Annotated in this window: 12 protein-coding genes; 3 read left to right on the top strand and 9 right to left on the bottom strand. The window is 63.5% G+C overall.

Annotated features, from left to right (window positions below; genetic code table 11):
• Positions 1-125: 125 nt before the first annotated feature.
• The 7 genes from NG900_RS22080 to NG900_RS22055 all read right to left on the bottom strand — a co-directional run bounded on the left by NG900_RS22080 (position 126) and on the right by NG900_RS22055 (position 9,308).
• Complete coding sequence (locus NG900_RS22080; protein ID WP_252683735.1) at positions 126-2,954, bottom strand: sensor histidine kinase; 2,829 nt, start codon at positions 2,952-2,954, stop codon at positions 126-128.
• 644 nt (positions 2,955-3,598) lie between these two features.
• A complete protein-coding gene (kdpC, locus tag NG900_RS22075; protein WP_252683733.1) occupies positions 3,599-4,213 on the bottom strand; it encodes a potassium-transporting ATPase subunit KdpC in 615 nt (204 codons plus the stop codon).
• A 15-nt stretch (positions 4,214-4,228) separates the two neighbouring features.
• On the bottom strand, positions 4,229-6,436 hold the full coding sequence (gene kdpB, locus NG900_RS22070) for a potassium-transporting ATPase subunit KdpB (RefSeq protein ID WP_252683730.1): 2,208 nt from the start codon (positions 6,434-6,436) through the stop codon (positions 4,229-4,231).
• A gap of 33 nt (positions 6,437-6,469) precedes the next feature.
• The gene (gene kdpA, locus NG900_RS22065; protein ID WP_252683728.1) at positions 6,470-8,242 is read right to left on the bottom strand and encodes a potassium-transporting ATPase subunit KdpA; all 1,773 of its coding nucleotides are present in this window, start codon (positions 8,240-8,242) and stop codon (positions 6,470-6,472) included.
• A 19-nt stretch (positions 8,243-8,261) separates the two neighbouring features.
• On the bottom strand, positions 8,262-8,351 hold the full coding sequence (gene kdpF / locus NG900_RS22060; protein ID WP_004628487.1) for a K(+)-transporting ATPase subunit F: 90 nt from the start codon (positions 8,349-8,351) through the stop codon (positions 8,262-8,264).
• Positions 8,348-8,473, bottom strand: a complete 126-nt coding sequence (locus tag NG900_RS26645; protein ID WP_289813928.1) for a hypothetical protein — start codon at positions 8,471-8,473, stop codon at positions 8,348-8,350. Before NG900_RS26645 ends, kdpF begins: the two co-directional genes overlap by 4 nt.
• A 37-nt stretch (positions 8,474-8,510) precedes the next feature.
• A complete protein-coding gene (locus NG900_RS22055; RefSeq protein WP_252683726.1) occupies positions 8,511-9,308 on the bottom strand; it encodes a TorF family putative porin in 798 nt (265 codons plus the stop codon).
• Positions 9,309-10,188: 880 nt separating this feature from the next.
• Here NG900_RS22055 and NG900_RS22050 point away from each other — a divergent pair.
• From NG900_RS22050 to NG900_RS22040, 3 genes are read left to right on the top strand one after another with little or no spacing between them, the layout of a single operon-like run.
• Complete coding sequence (locus tag NG900_RS22050) at positions 10,189-10,452, top strand: DUF2933 domain-containing protein (protein WP_252683724.1); 264 nt, start codon at positions 10,189-10,191, stop codon at positions 10,450-10,452.
• A complete protein-coding gene (locus NG900_RS22045; protein WP_252683722.1) occupies positions 10,452-11,123 on the top strand; it encodes a methyltransferase family protein in 672 nt (223 codons plus the stop codon). The genes NG900_RS22050 and NG900_RS22045 overlap by 1 nt, the downstream gene beginning before the upstream one ends.
• Positions 11,124-11,145: 22 nt before the next feature.
• Complete coding sequence (locus NG900_RS22040; RefSeq protein ID WP_252683720.1) at positions 11,146-11,409, top strand: DUF5676 family membrane protein; 264 nt, start codon at positions 11,146-11,148, stop codon at positions 11,407-11,409.
• Between the two features lie 45 nt (positions 11,410-11,454).
• Here the strand turns inward: NG900_RS22040 and NG900_RS22035 are convergent, their stop codons facing one another.
• Positions 11,455-13,734, bottom strand: a complete 2,280-nt coding sequence (locus NG900_RS22035) for a copper-transporting P-type ATPase (RefSeq protein WP_289813925.1) — start codon at positions 13,732-13,734, stop codon at positions 11,455-11,457.
• 151 nt (positions 13,735-13,885) lie between these two features.
• A complete protein-coding gene (locus NG900_RS22030; RefSeq protein WP_252683718.1) occupies positions 13,886-14,440 on the bottom strand; it encodes a hypothetical protein in 555 nt (184 codons plus the stop codon).
• Positions 14,441-14,483: the final 43 nt, after the last annotated feature.

Raw genomic sequence — 14,483 nt, 5'->3', positions numbered from 1 at the left:
CGCGGATTGAAACGAACTCCGCCCGCGGGTAGCGGGCGGTGTGATGCAATCCTGACACAGAGGCTTCTGCCGAAGAACGACAATTTCGGCATGTCGATATGCCCAGCGATGGTGCAGCGCGTCGGCTACACCGCGGGCTCGATGTCTTCCACGGGCGGCGGCTCGGCAGCGGGCAGGGCAACGACGAAGCACGCCCCGCCATCGGCCGGTGCCTCTACCCAGATGCGGCCGTGATGCGCGCTGACGATGGCCTCGCACACCGCCAGGCCCAGGCCGACGCCGGTGGTGGCCGATTCCTTCTCACCGCGCGTGAACTTCTCGAAGATCGTCCGCACCGCGCCGGCCGGCACGCCGGGGCCGTGGTCGCGCACGCGCAAGTGCAGTTCGTTGCCGCGGGCGTCATCGTGGACGATCTCGCCTGAGATGCGTACCTCGGTGCCGGCGGGCGCGAACTTCCCGGCGTTTTCCAATAGGTTCGATAGCACGCGCTCCATTAGCGGGCCATCGCAACGCACGAGCGGCAAGGCAGCCAGGTCATCCACCACCACGCGATGCTCGGGCAGCGGAATGGCCTGCAGCGCCGCGCCGACGAGTTCTTCCATCGACTGCCACTCCAGCCGCAACTTGACGTCCTGGTTCTGCAGGCGCGCCATGTCGAGCAGGTTGGTGACCATGGTCCGCATGCGCTGCGCCTGCTGGCCGATAGCGGCCGCGGCCTCGGCCTGCAGGGGCGACAGTGGGGGCTGCGCACGCGTAAGCGTCTCGGCCATCCCCACGAGCCCGGTGAGCGGCGTGCGCAAGTCATGCGACACCGCAGCCAGCAGCGAATTGCGCAGCCGCTCCGATTCCATGCGCACCAGCGCATCGCGCGCCACCTCCACGTAATGCACGCGCTCGATGGCGATGGCGACGAGCGTGGCGCAAGCGTCGATCTGGCGGCGGTTGTCGGGCTGCGTAAGCACATGGAACGTTTCGGGCTCGACGGCCAGCACGCCGCGAATGGCCATCGGCGCCTTCAGCGGCAGATACAGCACCGAGCCCGACGGCAGCGTGTGCGTGCCCGTGCCGGCGGGCTGGCCGTGCTGATACGTCCAGTCGGCCAGCACACGGTCGAGGTTCGGCATGCCGGAAGGTGCCAATTCAGGTGCATCGACGGCGCCTTCGGGCTTGGCGATCTGCGGTGCACCGAGCCGCCCATCGAGCCCGACGAAGAAGAACGCGCAGCGCCCGCCAAACGTCGCGTTGACGAAGCGCCCGCCGATGCTGACGATCTGGTCGAGCGTGAGGGCAGCCGACAGCTCGCGCGCCGCCTCGTACAGCGCATGCGCAGCGGCTTCGCGCTGCACGGCCACTTCGGCCTGTTCGCGCAGGCCCGCGGTGAGCTGGCCCACCAGCATGCCCACTGCCAGCATCACCGCGAAGGTCAGCAGGTATTGCACATCGCTCACGGCAAAGGAGAAGCGCGGTGGCACGAAGAAGAAATCGAACAGCGCCACCGACAGCACCGACGCCAGCGCTGCCGGCCCACGCCCATGGCGCATCGCCACTGCCACCACGGCAGCCAGGAAGACCATGACGATGTTGGCGAGGTCAAACACCGGGCGCACGAGGGTGGACAGCACTGTCGCCAAGCCCACGTAAATACATGCGGCCACGTAGCCCGGCTTGAACACGGTTGCTTGCGCATCCGCGGCGCGTTGGGCCTCGCTGCGCACGTCGGCACGGCCCACCTCTGCGGCACGCGGCGTGAGCTGGATATGCGCCGGGTCCGCCGCCGCACGGATCACGTCCACCTCGGGGCACTGCCGCGCCAGCGCTTCCGCAAAGTCGCCGCTGGGCAAACGCCGCTCCAACCCGATCGCCAGCCGCAGCGCGACGATGATGGCGCGCGCCGACCGCCAGCGCTTCTCAGGCGGCCTGCCGATCACCGCCTTGGTGATGTTGTGGCGGCGGATATAGCCGGTGATGGCCTCGACGGCGTTCGTACCCGCCAATGTCTCCACCCGCGCGCCGGCGTCTTCGGCCAGCTTGAGCAGCGCGTGCAGCCGCTCGGCACGCGCATCGGCGGCGCGCAGATGCGGCATCACCACAGCCACGGCATGCCAGTCGCATTCGAGCTGTGCCGCCAGGCGCGCGGCACTGCGGATGACCTGTTCGCTGTCGCCCTGCGGGTCGAGGCACGCAACGATGGTCTCGCGCGTGCGCCAGACGTTTTCGATGCGGCGTGCGCGGCGGTATGCCTGCACGTCGTCGTCCACGCGGTCGGCGGTGCGGCGCAGGGCCAGTTCGCGCAGCGCGATGAGGTTGCCCTTGCGGAAGAAATTGCGCGCCGCGTGCTGCGCCTGCTCGGGCATGTAGACCTTGCCCTCGGCCAGGCGGCGCAGCAGTTCGTCGGCGGGCAGGTCGACGAGGATGACTTCGTTGGCGCTGTCGAACACGGCGTCGGGCACGGTTTCCCATACGCGGATGCCGGTGATGCTGCCGACCGCTTCGTTCAGGCTGTCGAGGTGCTGGACGTTGACGGTGGTCCAGACGTCGATGCCTGCCGCCAGTAGGTCTTCGATGTCTTGCCAACGCTTGGGGTGGCGGGAGCCTGCGACGTTGGAGTGGGCAAGCTCGTCGACGAGGATCAATGCCGGCTTGCGGGCCAGTGCTGCGTCGAGGTCGAACTCGGGGAGGGTGCGGCCTTTGTATTCGATCTGGCGGGTGGGGAGGTGTTCCAGGTCTGCGACCAGGGCGGCGGTTTCGGATCGGCCGTGGGTTTCGACCAGGCCGATGATGACGTCGATGCCCGTGGCGCGGGCTGCTTTTGCTGCGGACAGCATGGCGTAGGTTTTGCCTACACCTGCGGAGGCGCCGAAGTAGATGCGGAGTTTGCCGCGGGCGGCGTGCTCCTCGCCGGATTGGAGTTCGGCTAGGAGTGCGTCTGGGTTCGGGCGTTGGTTGGCTGGCATGCGCTGTATTTTGGGTGGTTTTTGGTCTTGTGGTGCATCCCCTGTTTCATCCCCTGCCGGGGCTGACTCACTTTCTTTGTCTTGCCAAAGAAAGTAAGCAAAGAAAGGCGCGCCCGAGATGGCGACTTCCCCTTGAATTTCTGTCGCAGAGAGGGGAAGGGGAAAACTCGCTTCGCTCAAACAGTTCCCCTTCCTTTTTCCTCTCTGCAACAGAAATTCAAGGCGCCATCTAGGGCAAGGTACGGCCACACCATCACCGCTCCATCGCTCCCGCGCAGGCGGGAACCCAGTGGCGTTTTGATGCAGTAGAACACCAACGACACTGGGTCCCCGCCTGCGCGGGGACGACAAGAAAAAAAACAACGCCATGGCCAGCGCACCAACGGTTTGGCCTTTGACGTTCCTGCCCTTGATGGCGCCTTGAATTTTCGTAAGCGGGCGGAAAAAAGATGGGGAACTGTCTGAGCGCAGCGAGTTTTCCCCATCTCCGCCCGGTTACGAAAATTCAAGGAGGGGGTCGCCATCTCGGGCGCGCCTTTCTTTTGCTTACTTTTCTTTGGCAAGACAAAGAAAAGTGAGTCGGTCCCGGCAGGGAACGAAAGGGGGGCGGACCACCAGCATAAAAACCCGGTGGTCCACAAAGCTCACTTCAAATCATCCAACGCCAAATTCAACTCCAACACGTTGACGACAGGCTCCCCAAACACCCCAAGCACCGGCCCCTTAGTGTTCTCAGCCACCACCTTCCGAACCACCTCCACCGGCAGGTGCCGCGCACGAGCAACCCGCTCGACCTGATAGGCGGCAGCAGCCGGACTGATCTCCGGATCCAACCCGCTTGCAGAAGCCGTCACGAGGTCAGCAGGAATCGGTGCAGTGTTGGTCGGGTCCGCTTCCTTGAGCGCAGCAATGCGCGCCTTAGCAGCATCGGTCAACGCGGGGTTGCTAGGCCCCAGGTTGGAGCCGCCAGAAGCCTGCGCGTTATACGGGTTCGGCGCAGTCGCCGAGATTCGCCCCCAGAAATACTGCGGCGACTCAAAGTTCTGCCCGATCAACGAAGACCCAACAGCCTTGCCATTACGAGAAAGGATCGACCCACTGGCCTGCGCCGGAAACACCGCCTTGCCAATCCCCGTCACCACCACCGGGTACAACACGCCGGTAATCAGCGACAGCCCAATGAAGACCACCAGCGCCGCACGCAGCAGCCCGCCTTGTTGCGGTACCTCAGCCTGTACGGCTTGTGTCGTGGTTGCCATGAATGCACTCCTTCCTTAAACCCAGCCCATCGCGGCCAGGAACATGTCGATGATCTTGATGCCGGGGAACGGCAGCAGCAGCCCGCCCAACCCATAGACCAAGAGGTTGCGTCGCAGCAGCGCCGCCGCCCCCAGCGCGCGGTACTTCACACCCTTGAGCGCCAGCGGAATCAGAAACACGATGATCAGCGCATTGAAGATCACCGCACTCATCACCGCCGATGCAGGCGTTGCCAGGTGCATCACGTTCAGCGCCGCCAACTGCGGATACGTGGTCGCAAACGCAGCCGGAATGATCGCGAAGTACTTCGCCACATCATTCGCAATCGAGAACGTGGTGAGCGAGCCGCGCGTCATCAGCATCTGCTTGCCGATCTCGACAATCTGGATCAGCTTGGTCGGGCTGGAATCCAGGTCGACCATGTTGCCGGCCTCCTTGGCGGCCTGCGTGCCGCTGTTCATGGCGACGGCCACGTCGGCCTGTGCGAGGGCAGGGGCATCGTTGGTGCCGTCCCCCGTCATGGCGACGAGGCGGCCTTGCGTCTGCTGCTCGCGGATGAGCGCGAGCTTGGTCTCGGGCGTGGCCTCGGCGATGAAGTCGTCGACACCGGCTTCTGCGGCGATGGAGGCGGCGGTGAGGCGGTTGTCGCCGGTAATCATCACCGTCTTGATGCCCATCTGGCGCAGCTCGGCAAAGCGCTCGCGAATGCCGGCCTTGACGATGTCCTTCAGTTCCACCACGCCGAGCACGCGGTCGTTGTCGCTCACCACCAGCGGTGTGCCGCCTGCGCGGGCCACGTCGTCCACAGCCGTCGATACAGCATCGGGAAACTTGCCGGCGAGCAGCGTGACGTGCGTGCGGATGGCATCGGCCGCGCCCTTGCGGATCTGACGTGCTTCACCGTTCTGCGAGTTGTGAGAACTGAGGTTGATGCCGCTCATGCGCGTCTGCGCGGAGAAGGCGACGTACACGGGCTGCGTCTTGGCCAGCGCGGCTTCATCGATGGACGCTTCACCCAGGTTGCGTGCGAGCGTGACGATGCTGCGGCCTTCTGGCGTTTCATCGGCCAGCGACGACAGCCATGCGGCTTCGGCCAACGCCTTCGCCGTCACGCCCGGCGCCGGAATGAAGCGCGAGGCCTGCCGATTGCCGTGCGTGATCGTGCCGGTCTTGTCGAGCAGCAGCACATCCACGTCCCCCGCAGCTTCCACGGCGCGACCCGAGGTGGCGATCACGTTGGCCTGCATCATGCGGCTCATGCCCGCCACGCCAATCGCCGAGAGCAACCCCCCGATGGTGGTCGGGATCAGGCACACCAGCAGCGCGACGAGCACGGTGATCGTGATCGGCGACCCAGCCTTCATCGCATCGACCGAGAAGATCGAGTACGGCAGCAGCGTGACGGTGGCCAGCATCAGGATGATGGTCAGGCTCACCAGCAGGATCGTCAGTGCGAGTTCGTTGGGGGTCTTCTGGCGCTTGGCGCCTTCCACCATCGAGATCATGCGGTCGAGAAAGCTCTCGCCCGGGTTCGCGGTGATGCGCACGATGATCCAGTCCGACAGCACGCGCGTGCCACCGGTCACGGACGAGAAATCCCCGCCCGATTCACGGATGACCGGTGCGGATTCACCCGTGATGGCGCTCTCATCCACCGAGGCCACGCCTTCGATCACCTCGCCGTCACCGGGCACCATGTCGCCGGCTTCGATGAGGACGATGTCGCCACGGCGCAGGGCCGTAGCAGCGCGGGCTTCCACACGGTCGCGGCGGCGGGCGTCGGCCAACACCTTGGCCTGCACCGTGGTCTTAATGCCGCGCAGCGAGGCGGCCTGCTGCTTGCTGCGGCCTTCGGCCAGCGCCTCTGCAAAGTTGGCGAACAACACGGTGAACCACAGCCACACCGTCACGGCGAGGATGAAGCCCGCCGGGGCTTCGGCCTGGCCGCGCAGCGCCATGATCCACAGGATGGTGGTGAGGATGCTGCCGACGTACACGACAAACATCACCGGGTTCTTGGCCTGCGCAGCGGGTGAGAGCTTGCGGAAGCTATCGACAATGGCGGGCTTGACCAGCGCCGACGAGAACATCGACAGCTTGCGCACGTCTTTGGCGGACAGCGGCGCATGCGGCGTCGCGACGGTCGTGGTGGCTGTGCTCGGTTCAAGCTTGTGCTTGACCGTACGCACAACGGGTTGGGATTCGGGATAACGGATCGCCATAAGGCACCTGTTGATGTGGAGTGGCAGCGCGCGTTAGCGTGCGAGGTGTTCTGCGATGGGGCCAAGTGCGAGCGCCGGGATATACGTGAGCGCGCCCACCAGCAGCACCGAGCCGATCAGCAGCACGACAAACAGCGGCCCATGCGTGGGCAGCGTGCCGGCGGTCACGGGCAGGCGCTTCTTGGCGGCAAACGTGCCCGCCATGGCCAGCACCGGCACGATGATCCAGAAGCGGCCCAGCCACATCGCAATGCCCAGCGCGATGTTGTAGAACGGCGTGTTGGCAGACAGGCCCGCGAACGCGCTGCCGTTGTTGTTGGCAGCAGAAGAGAAGGCGTAGAGCACTTCCGAGAACCCATGCGTGCCCGGGTTGAAGATGCCCGCCTTGCCCTGCGTTACCACCACGGCGATGGCTGTACCCACGAGCACGAGCAACGGCGTGACGAGGATGGCGATGGAGGTCATCTTCATCTCGAACACCTCGATCTTCTTGCCGAGGTATTCCGGCGTGCGGCCGATCATCAGGCCCGCGATGAACACAGCCAGGATGGCGTACACCAGCATGCCGTACAGGCCCGAGCCCACACCGCCGAACACCACTTCGCCCAACTGCATCAAGAACATCGGCACGAAGCCGCCCAGCGCGGTGAGCGAGTCGTGCATGGCATTGACCGCACCGCACGATGCCGCCGTCGTGATGGTGGCAAACAGCGCCGAGGCCACGATGCCAAAGCGCGTTTCCTTGCCTTCCATGTTGCCGATCGCCTGGTCGACGCCAAGGTTGGCGAGCATCGGGTTGGCATGCAGTTCGGCCCACGCAAGGAACACGGCGAGTACCACAAACAGCACCGTCATCGCCGCGAGCACTGCCCAGCCCTGACGCCCATCGCCCACCATGCCGCCGAACGTGAAGCACAGCGCCGCCGGGATGATGAAGATCGCCAGCATCTGCACGAAGTTCGTTAGCGCATTGGGGTTCTCATACGGATGTGCGGAGTTGGCGTTGAAGAAGCCACCGCCATTGGTGCCCAGCATCTTGATCGCCTCTTGCGAGGCCACCGGGCCCATCGGCAAGGTCTGCGTTTGCGTGGTGGCTTTCTCGGTGACGGGGTTGCCTTGGGCGTCTTTGATCGGCGCGCCGCTGCTATCGAGCTTCGGGTTGTCGTACGTGGTGGCGGTGACGGTGGTCACGTCCTTGTACGCATCGAAGTTCTGGATCACGCCCTGGCTCACGAAGAACACCGACACGACAATCGACAGCGGCAGCAGCACGTAGACCGTCGCACGCGTGAAGTCGACCCAGAAGTTGCCGATGGTGCTGGCCGAGTGGCGTGCAAAGCCGCGGATGAGCGCGATCACCACCGCAATGCCCGTCGCTGCGGACAAGAAGTTCTGCACCGCCAGGCCGAGCATCTGCGTGAGATAGCTCATCGTGCTTTCGCCCGAATAGCCCTGCCAGTTGGTGTTGCTCACAAAGCTGATGGCCGTGTTGAACGACGAATCCGGCGTGATGGCAGCAAAGCCCTGCGGGTTGAGTGGCAGCCACTGCTGCACGCGCTGCAACGCATACACCGCCAGCGCGCCCAGCACGTTGACGACGATGACGGCAGCGGCATAGCGCTTCCAGCCCATCTCGGCCTGCGGGTTGACGCCGGCCACGCGATAGAACAGCCGCTCGATCGGGCCGAGCCAGTGTGTGCGCGACGGCTTGTCGCCAAACACGCCGGTCATATACGCGCCCAGCGGTTTGGCCAGAACCAGCAGCACGACCAGATAGATCGCCAGCTGGAGGAGGAACGCATTCATGGTGTGCCTCGCAGTGTTGTTAGAAGCGTTCGGGCCACAGCAAGGCCACGAACAAGTAAACGAGCAGGACCACCGTGATGGCCCCGGACAGCACGTAGAGCCAGGTCATTGCTGTTTCTCCATCGCATGCGTGGTGGGTTGGTCTTTGGTGGCAAGCCGGGCAGACAGGGCGAGCAATCCGCCCACTGCCAAGGCCAGCGCCGCGAGGCCGGCGAGATAAACGAAGTCCATATGCGCTCCCCTTTTCTGTGTCCGTTGCGCGTGATGATCAGAACGCCTTGGTCACGGCTAGCAGCGCCGTGGCCTTGCCCATGTAGTTGCCGCGCGTGTTGGTGTAGGCCAGGCGCGAAGCATTGGTGTCGAGGTAGGCGAGCGACGCCGCCCAGCCGCTGCCGAAGTCTTTCGTCACGCCCACCTTCCAGTCGGCATACGACGTGCGCACCGCCTGGTGCGGCACCTGTTGATAACCCACGTGTAGGTTCAGCGTCAGGCCCCAGAAGCCTGTATCGAAGTTGCCCGACAGATCGAAGTACTGGCTGTGGTGGCTATCCGCAAAACCGAACAGGTTGGAGAACGCATGCGAGTACTTGAACGCCACCGGCCCGTAGCCGATCTGTGCATAACCCTCGGTGGTATGCGGGCGCGTGTAGCCATCGGGGTAGCTGCCCGGGTAGTAGTACTGCAGCACGCCCACATCGATGGGCACGTCCTTCATCAGCTCGGTCTTGTAGCCGCCGTAGAAATCCATCTCGATGGGGGCCGACACGTTGGGGTTGGAATCCCCCAGCCAACTGATCGACGAGTTCCAGTTGCCGACGTAGAAGCCGTTGGGCAGGGCGTAATCCACACCGCCCTGGATTGCAGGCCTGTTGTTGGTCTGCATGAGGCCCCGGTAGCGGTACTGGCTGGCCAGCGTGACGTTGGCCGTCAACGGGCCGGCGGGTGCAGCGGCGGGCGCCGGGGCAGCGTCAGTGGACTGCGCAAAAGAGGCCGCGCTGGAGAGTGCTGCGGCACAGAAGACAACGCCACCGATGACGGTGGCGTGCAAAGCAACCTTGGCTTGCATGGACCTTTCCCTTGTTGTTTTGGGTGCCGCATGGCCCGGCGCGTGTGCGCGTCAACTGGGGCCGGATGCGGCGTGCACGCAGGCTCCCGTCACAGGGCCTGCGTGCAGTGCAACAGTAGGGAAAGGGGGGTAAAAACGGGGTAAAGGTTGGGGGGGAGGGGTGTAAACGCAGTGTAAAAATGGAAGACGGAGGAAGACATCTGCCCTTCGCCCACTCCACCTCAAGGGGCACTGCGCACTGAATACATCGCATGAGTCTTTTTGCTCGACGCCCCGAGCTCTGTGCTCGACGTTCGAGGCTTTTTGCTCGGCTCTCCGAGCTTAAAGCTCGGCCCTTGCGTCTTTTTTCTCGGCCTCCCGAGCTCCGAGACCCGCGTGTGGAGCTTTTTGCTTCGCTCTCCGAGTTCGGAGCTCCATGGGGACGAGGCTTTTTTCTCGAACGGTCAAGCAAAGAGCTCGAAGCACGGGTCTTTTTGGTCCACGCGTGGGATTCGGAGCTCGGCGCATGAGTCTTTTTGGTCGGCGCTCCGAGTTCTGAGCTCCACACACGGAGCTTTTTGCTCGACGGTCGGAGTTCTGAGCTCGGCATTCGGAGCTTTTTTCTCGACGGCCCGAGTTCCGACCTCGGCGCACGGAGCATTTTTCTCGGCGGCCCGAGTTCTGAGCTCGACGTGTGGCGCTTTTTGCTCGGCGGCCAAACGCCGGCGCGGCTGAATCGGATACGGCAGTTGTGGCCCGAGCAAGAAGAGGCTCGGTGAATGTCGTATCGCACGGAACACGTCATTGGCGAGCGTGTTGATCGCGGTCAATTCCCGTTTCTGCACCGCGCCAATACTGAAGACGTAGCTTGGTTAGTCCCTTTCCCTGGCCGGAGGCGGATATGGAGCACCACGAACATGGGCAGCAACATGACGAGGCAGCGCCGGCCATCGCGCGGTCGAAGCTTGTGCTGGTCGGTTTTCTGTTGGTTGTTGCGTACTTCCTGTGGACCGAGCATCAGGCGCACGTTATCCAGTTCCTGCCGTTTCTTCTGCTTGCGACATGCCCGCTGATGCATGTGTTCATGCATGGCGGTCACGGTCATAGGCATCACGGTCACCCATCGGCCAAGGCTGACGGTGCCGACGCCAAGGGAGAACACTGATGCAACACGACAGCACATATGGGTACGGCCTGTGGTCTCTGGTGTTCATCAACTCCGCCGTCTTCATCATCTTTGCCTTCAGCTTTACGAAGCCTCAAACGCAGCGCGACTGGCGCTCGTTCGGTGCGTTCTCGGCATTCATCGTTGCGTTGTTCACGGAGATGTACGGGATACCGCTGACGATCTATCTGCTGTATCCGTGGTTGACGGCAAGGTTTCCTGGCGTCGACTTTCTTTCGCATGACTCGGGGCATCTGCTGGAAGTCATGTTTGGCTGGCGGGCCAACCCGCATTTCGGCCTCTTCCACATCGTGAGCAACGTGCTGATCTTTGGCGGCTTTATCCTGCTCGCCACGGCGTGGCGCGTGCTCTACGTTGCCCAAAGCGCCCACCGACTGGCAACCACGGGAATCTACGCCCGGTTGCGGCACCCGCAGTATGTGGCGTTCATCCTCATCATGGCCGGCTTTCTCTTCCAGTGGCCGACACTGCTGACATTGGCCATGTTCCCGGTTCTCGTATGGATGTATGTGCGCTTGGCAAAGGCTGAGGAAGCCGAAGCACTGGCTGAGTTCGGGCACGAATATGAAGCCTATCGGGACCAGACACCCGCATTCTTTCCCCGCCTTGGCGAAGGTGCCCACCACGACAAGGTGCATAGGAAGCTCTGACGTACTGAATCAGGAGGCCGCCATGAAGCCGTTAAAAACCGGTGCCACGTTCGCCCTTACGGTCATGCTGTTCTACGCCTTGTGCGCGATGGTCTGGTATGCATTTCCGGAGCCGTTCATGCGCTTCATGATGGCGCTGTTCCATGGCATCGATTTCCACGCGCTGCAGAGCGGGAAGGCAACACTCGGGGGCACGGTGTATGCAGATGTCGTCCTTGGGGTCTGGGCCTTTTTCGCGGCAACGTTCTTTGCCTGGTTGAGTGCAAAGCTTCCGCCGGCCATGTGAGTCGGTGGGCGCAGCGGGCAGTGTGGCCACTGCCCTCACGTGGGACTAGATGCTCAGCCGGCGCAGACGCAGCGCATTGGATACCACCGACACCGAACTCAGGCTCATTGCGAGCGCCGCGATCATCGGAGACAGCAGCAAACCGGTCGTGCTGTAGAGAACCCCGGCGGCGAGCGGCACACCCAGGGCGTTGTAGACAAACGCAAAGCCCAGGTTTTGCTTCATGTTGGCGATCGTTGCCTCGGACAGGTGCCGTGCGCGCGCGATGCCACGCAGGTCCCCCTTCACGAGCGTGACTTGCGCACTATTCATGGCGACATCCGTGCCCGTGCCCATGGCGACACCGACATCGGCTTTCGCCAATGCGGGTGCATCGTTGATCCCGTCGCCGGCCATGGCGACTGTCCTGCCTTCGCATTGAAGCCGTGTCACAAGTTCCAATTTATCGGCGGGCCGGACTTCTCCATGAAACTCGGCGATGCCCAGCGACTGAGCGACCGCCCTTGCCGTGACCGTGCCGTCGCCGGTGGCCATCACCACACGAATGCCCGCGTCCTTGAGTTGCGCCAACGCTTCGGCAGTCGTCGGCTTGACTGGATCGGACACGGCAAGCAAGCCGGCAAGCCTGCCGTCTGCGGCCAGGTACATGACGCTCGCGCCTCGGGCCCGTAGCGCGTCTGCGGCCTGGGCCAGCGGGGCTGCATCGATGCGCTCTTGCGCCATCAACACCGTGTTGCCCAGCGCCAGCTTCTTGCCGGCGACAGCGCCACGTACGCCGATGCCGCTGCTGGATTCGAAGTTCTTCGCCTGCTGCAGAGACAGTCCGCGCCCTCTGGCGGCCGCCACAATGGCCGCAGCCAATGGGTGTTCGCTGCCTTGATCCAGACTGGCCGCCAGGCGGAGCACTTCCAGGTCATCGAAACCGTTGGCGCCCACACTGCGTTCAAAGGCGGGCTTGCCTTCTGTGAGCGTTCCTGTCTTGTCCACAACAAGGGTGTCAACCTTGCGCAGGTTTTCGATGGCGGCCGCGTCGCGAAACAAGATGCCATTCGATGCACCCTTGCCGCTCGCCACCATGATCGACATCGGTGTGGCCAGGCCCAACGCACATGGACAGGCAATGATCAGCACAGCCACTGCGTTGATGAGCCCATACACCCAGCTTGGCTGCGGCCCAAAGAAGCCCCAGGCGAAGAAGGTCAGCACCGCAACAGCCACCACAGCGACAACGAAACCGCCCGCGACCTTGTCCGCCATGCGCTGCATGGGGGCCTTGGAACGCTGAGCTTGGGCAACCATCTGGACGATCTGCGAGAGGACGGTCTGGGAACCCACTTTCTCCGATTCGATGATCAAGCTGCCTGCTGTGTTCATCGTCGCGCCAATCACGTGGTCACCCACCCGCTTGGTCACGGGGATGGGCTCGCCGGTAATCATGGATTCGTCCAGGGAGCTTGTGCCTTCGACGACGATACCGTCGGTGGGCACCTTCTCGCCGGGGCGTACGCGCAGCCGGTCGCCAACGTGCACATGGCTCAGCGGTACATCCGCTTCGGTGCCGTCGGTGTTGACGCGCCGGGCTGTCTTGGGGGCGAGCCCAAGCAGTGATTTGATCGCGGCCGACGTTTGCGACCGCGCCTTCAGCTCCAGCAGTTGGCCCACCAGCGTGAGGGAGATGATGACCGCCGCCGCCTCAAAGTAGACGCCGATCCGGCCGTGCTCCGTGAACGTTTGAGGAAACAGCCCTGGCGCGACGGTGGCGATCAGGCTGTAGAGATACGCGGCGCCCGTGCCGAGCCCGATCAGCGTCCACATGTTCGGGCTGCGATGCACGAACGACTGAGCGCACCGCTGGAAGAACGGATACCCCGCCCACAGCACCACGGGGGTCGACAGGGCCAGCTCGACCCAGCTTTGCTGCGAAGCATCCATCCAGCCGTATCGGTGTCCGAACATTGCCAGGATGAACGCCGCAACGGTGAGCGGCAGCGTCCACCAAAAGCGCCGCTGGAAGTCGGTGAGCTCGGGGTTCTCTTCTTCGTCCAACGCCGGAATGACCGGCTCCAGCGTCATGCCGCAGATCGGACAGTTGCCTGGGTGATCCTGGCGGATTTCCGGATGCATCGGGCACGTGTAGACGGTGCCTGCTTGGGATTCGGCCGGGGCGGAGCCAACACCGTCTTTGCCGATAGGCTCCGCGGGGCCTGCTGCGGTCCGGCCGGGTGCCTGTGTTGCACCGTGCCCGTCATGACGATGGCCGGCGTGGGCTTGATGCGAGTGCGTGTGATCGTGTTCGGCTGCGTGGATATGGCGGTGCTCTTCCATTGAGGTCGGCTCCTATCAGTTCGCCTACTGCCAGGTGCACTAGCTTGAGGGGCAACGTGCATTTCTCATGCCCAAAAAACGATAAACCCTCCCATGCAGGGAGGGTCAACGGTGAGCGTTGTGCCCAGCGCTGCGCGACTCGACGATCCGCTTACTTCGACATCATGCCGCCCATGCCGCCACCCATACCCATGCCTTGGCCATCCATCATCATTTGCATCATCTCCTGCATCATGGCCGTGTGTTGCTCCATCATTCCCTGACACATCGCCATCTGGCCGGCCTGGCCCCTTCCTTTTGCCCGCTTCGTGTCGCCCATGCGACGCATGCCGGCCATCATGTCTTGCATGACTTTCATGCGTTCGTTCATCAGCGCTTGTCGTTCTTCAGGGGTGTTGGCACGCGCCAGGCGTTCTCTGATGGCCCTCAGGTGGGCGATTTGCGCGTCGAAGTCCGCATTGCTTTGCTGCGCGGTTGCGGCCACAGGCGCGGCGGTCTTCTTCTCCGGGTGGTTGTGATCGTGTTCCGTGCTGCTGGATGGGCCTGCAGCGAGCGCCAGAGACGCCCACGCGCACATGAGCACGGCCGAGGCGGTTGCGATGAGGTTGCGTCGAGTGTTTGCCATGATGGCCGTCCTTGCGTGTGATTGGCGCCAAAAACCCACACTGCCAATGTAGAGGACGGGCGCGATGCGCCATTGATGCATGTCAAGCCGCCTCGGGGTGCGCCGGCGTGGAGAGCCGGATCGC

Source organism: Ralstonia soli, assembly GCF_023955655.1.
GTDB lineage: Bacteria > Pseudomonadota > Gammaproteobacteria > Burkholderiales > Burkholderiaceae > Ralstonia > Ralstonia soli.
Note: the sequence above shows the minus strand (reverse complement) of the source record. Positions and strands in the feature narration are given on the sequence as shown.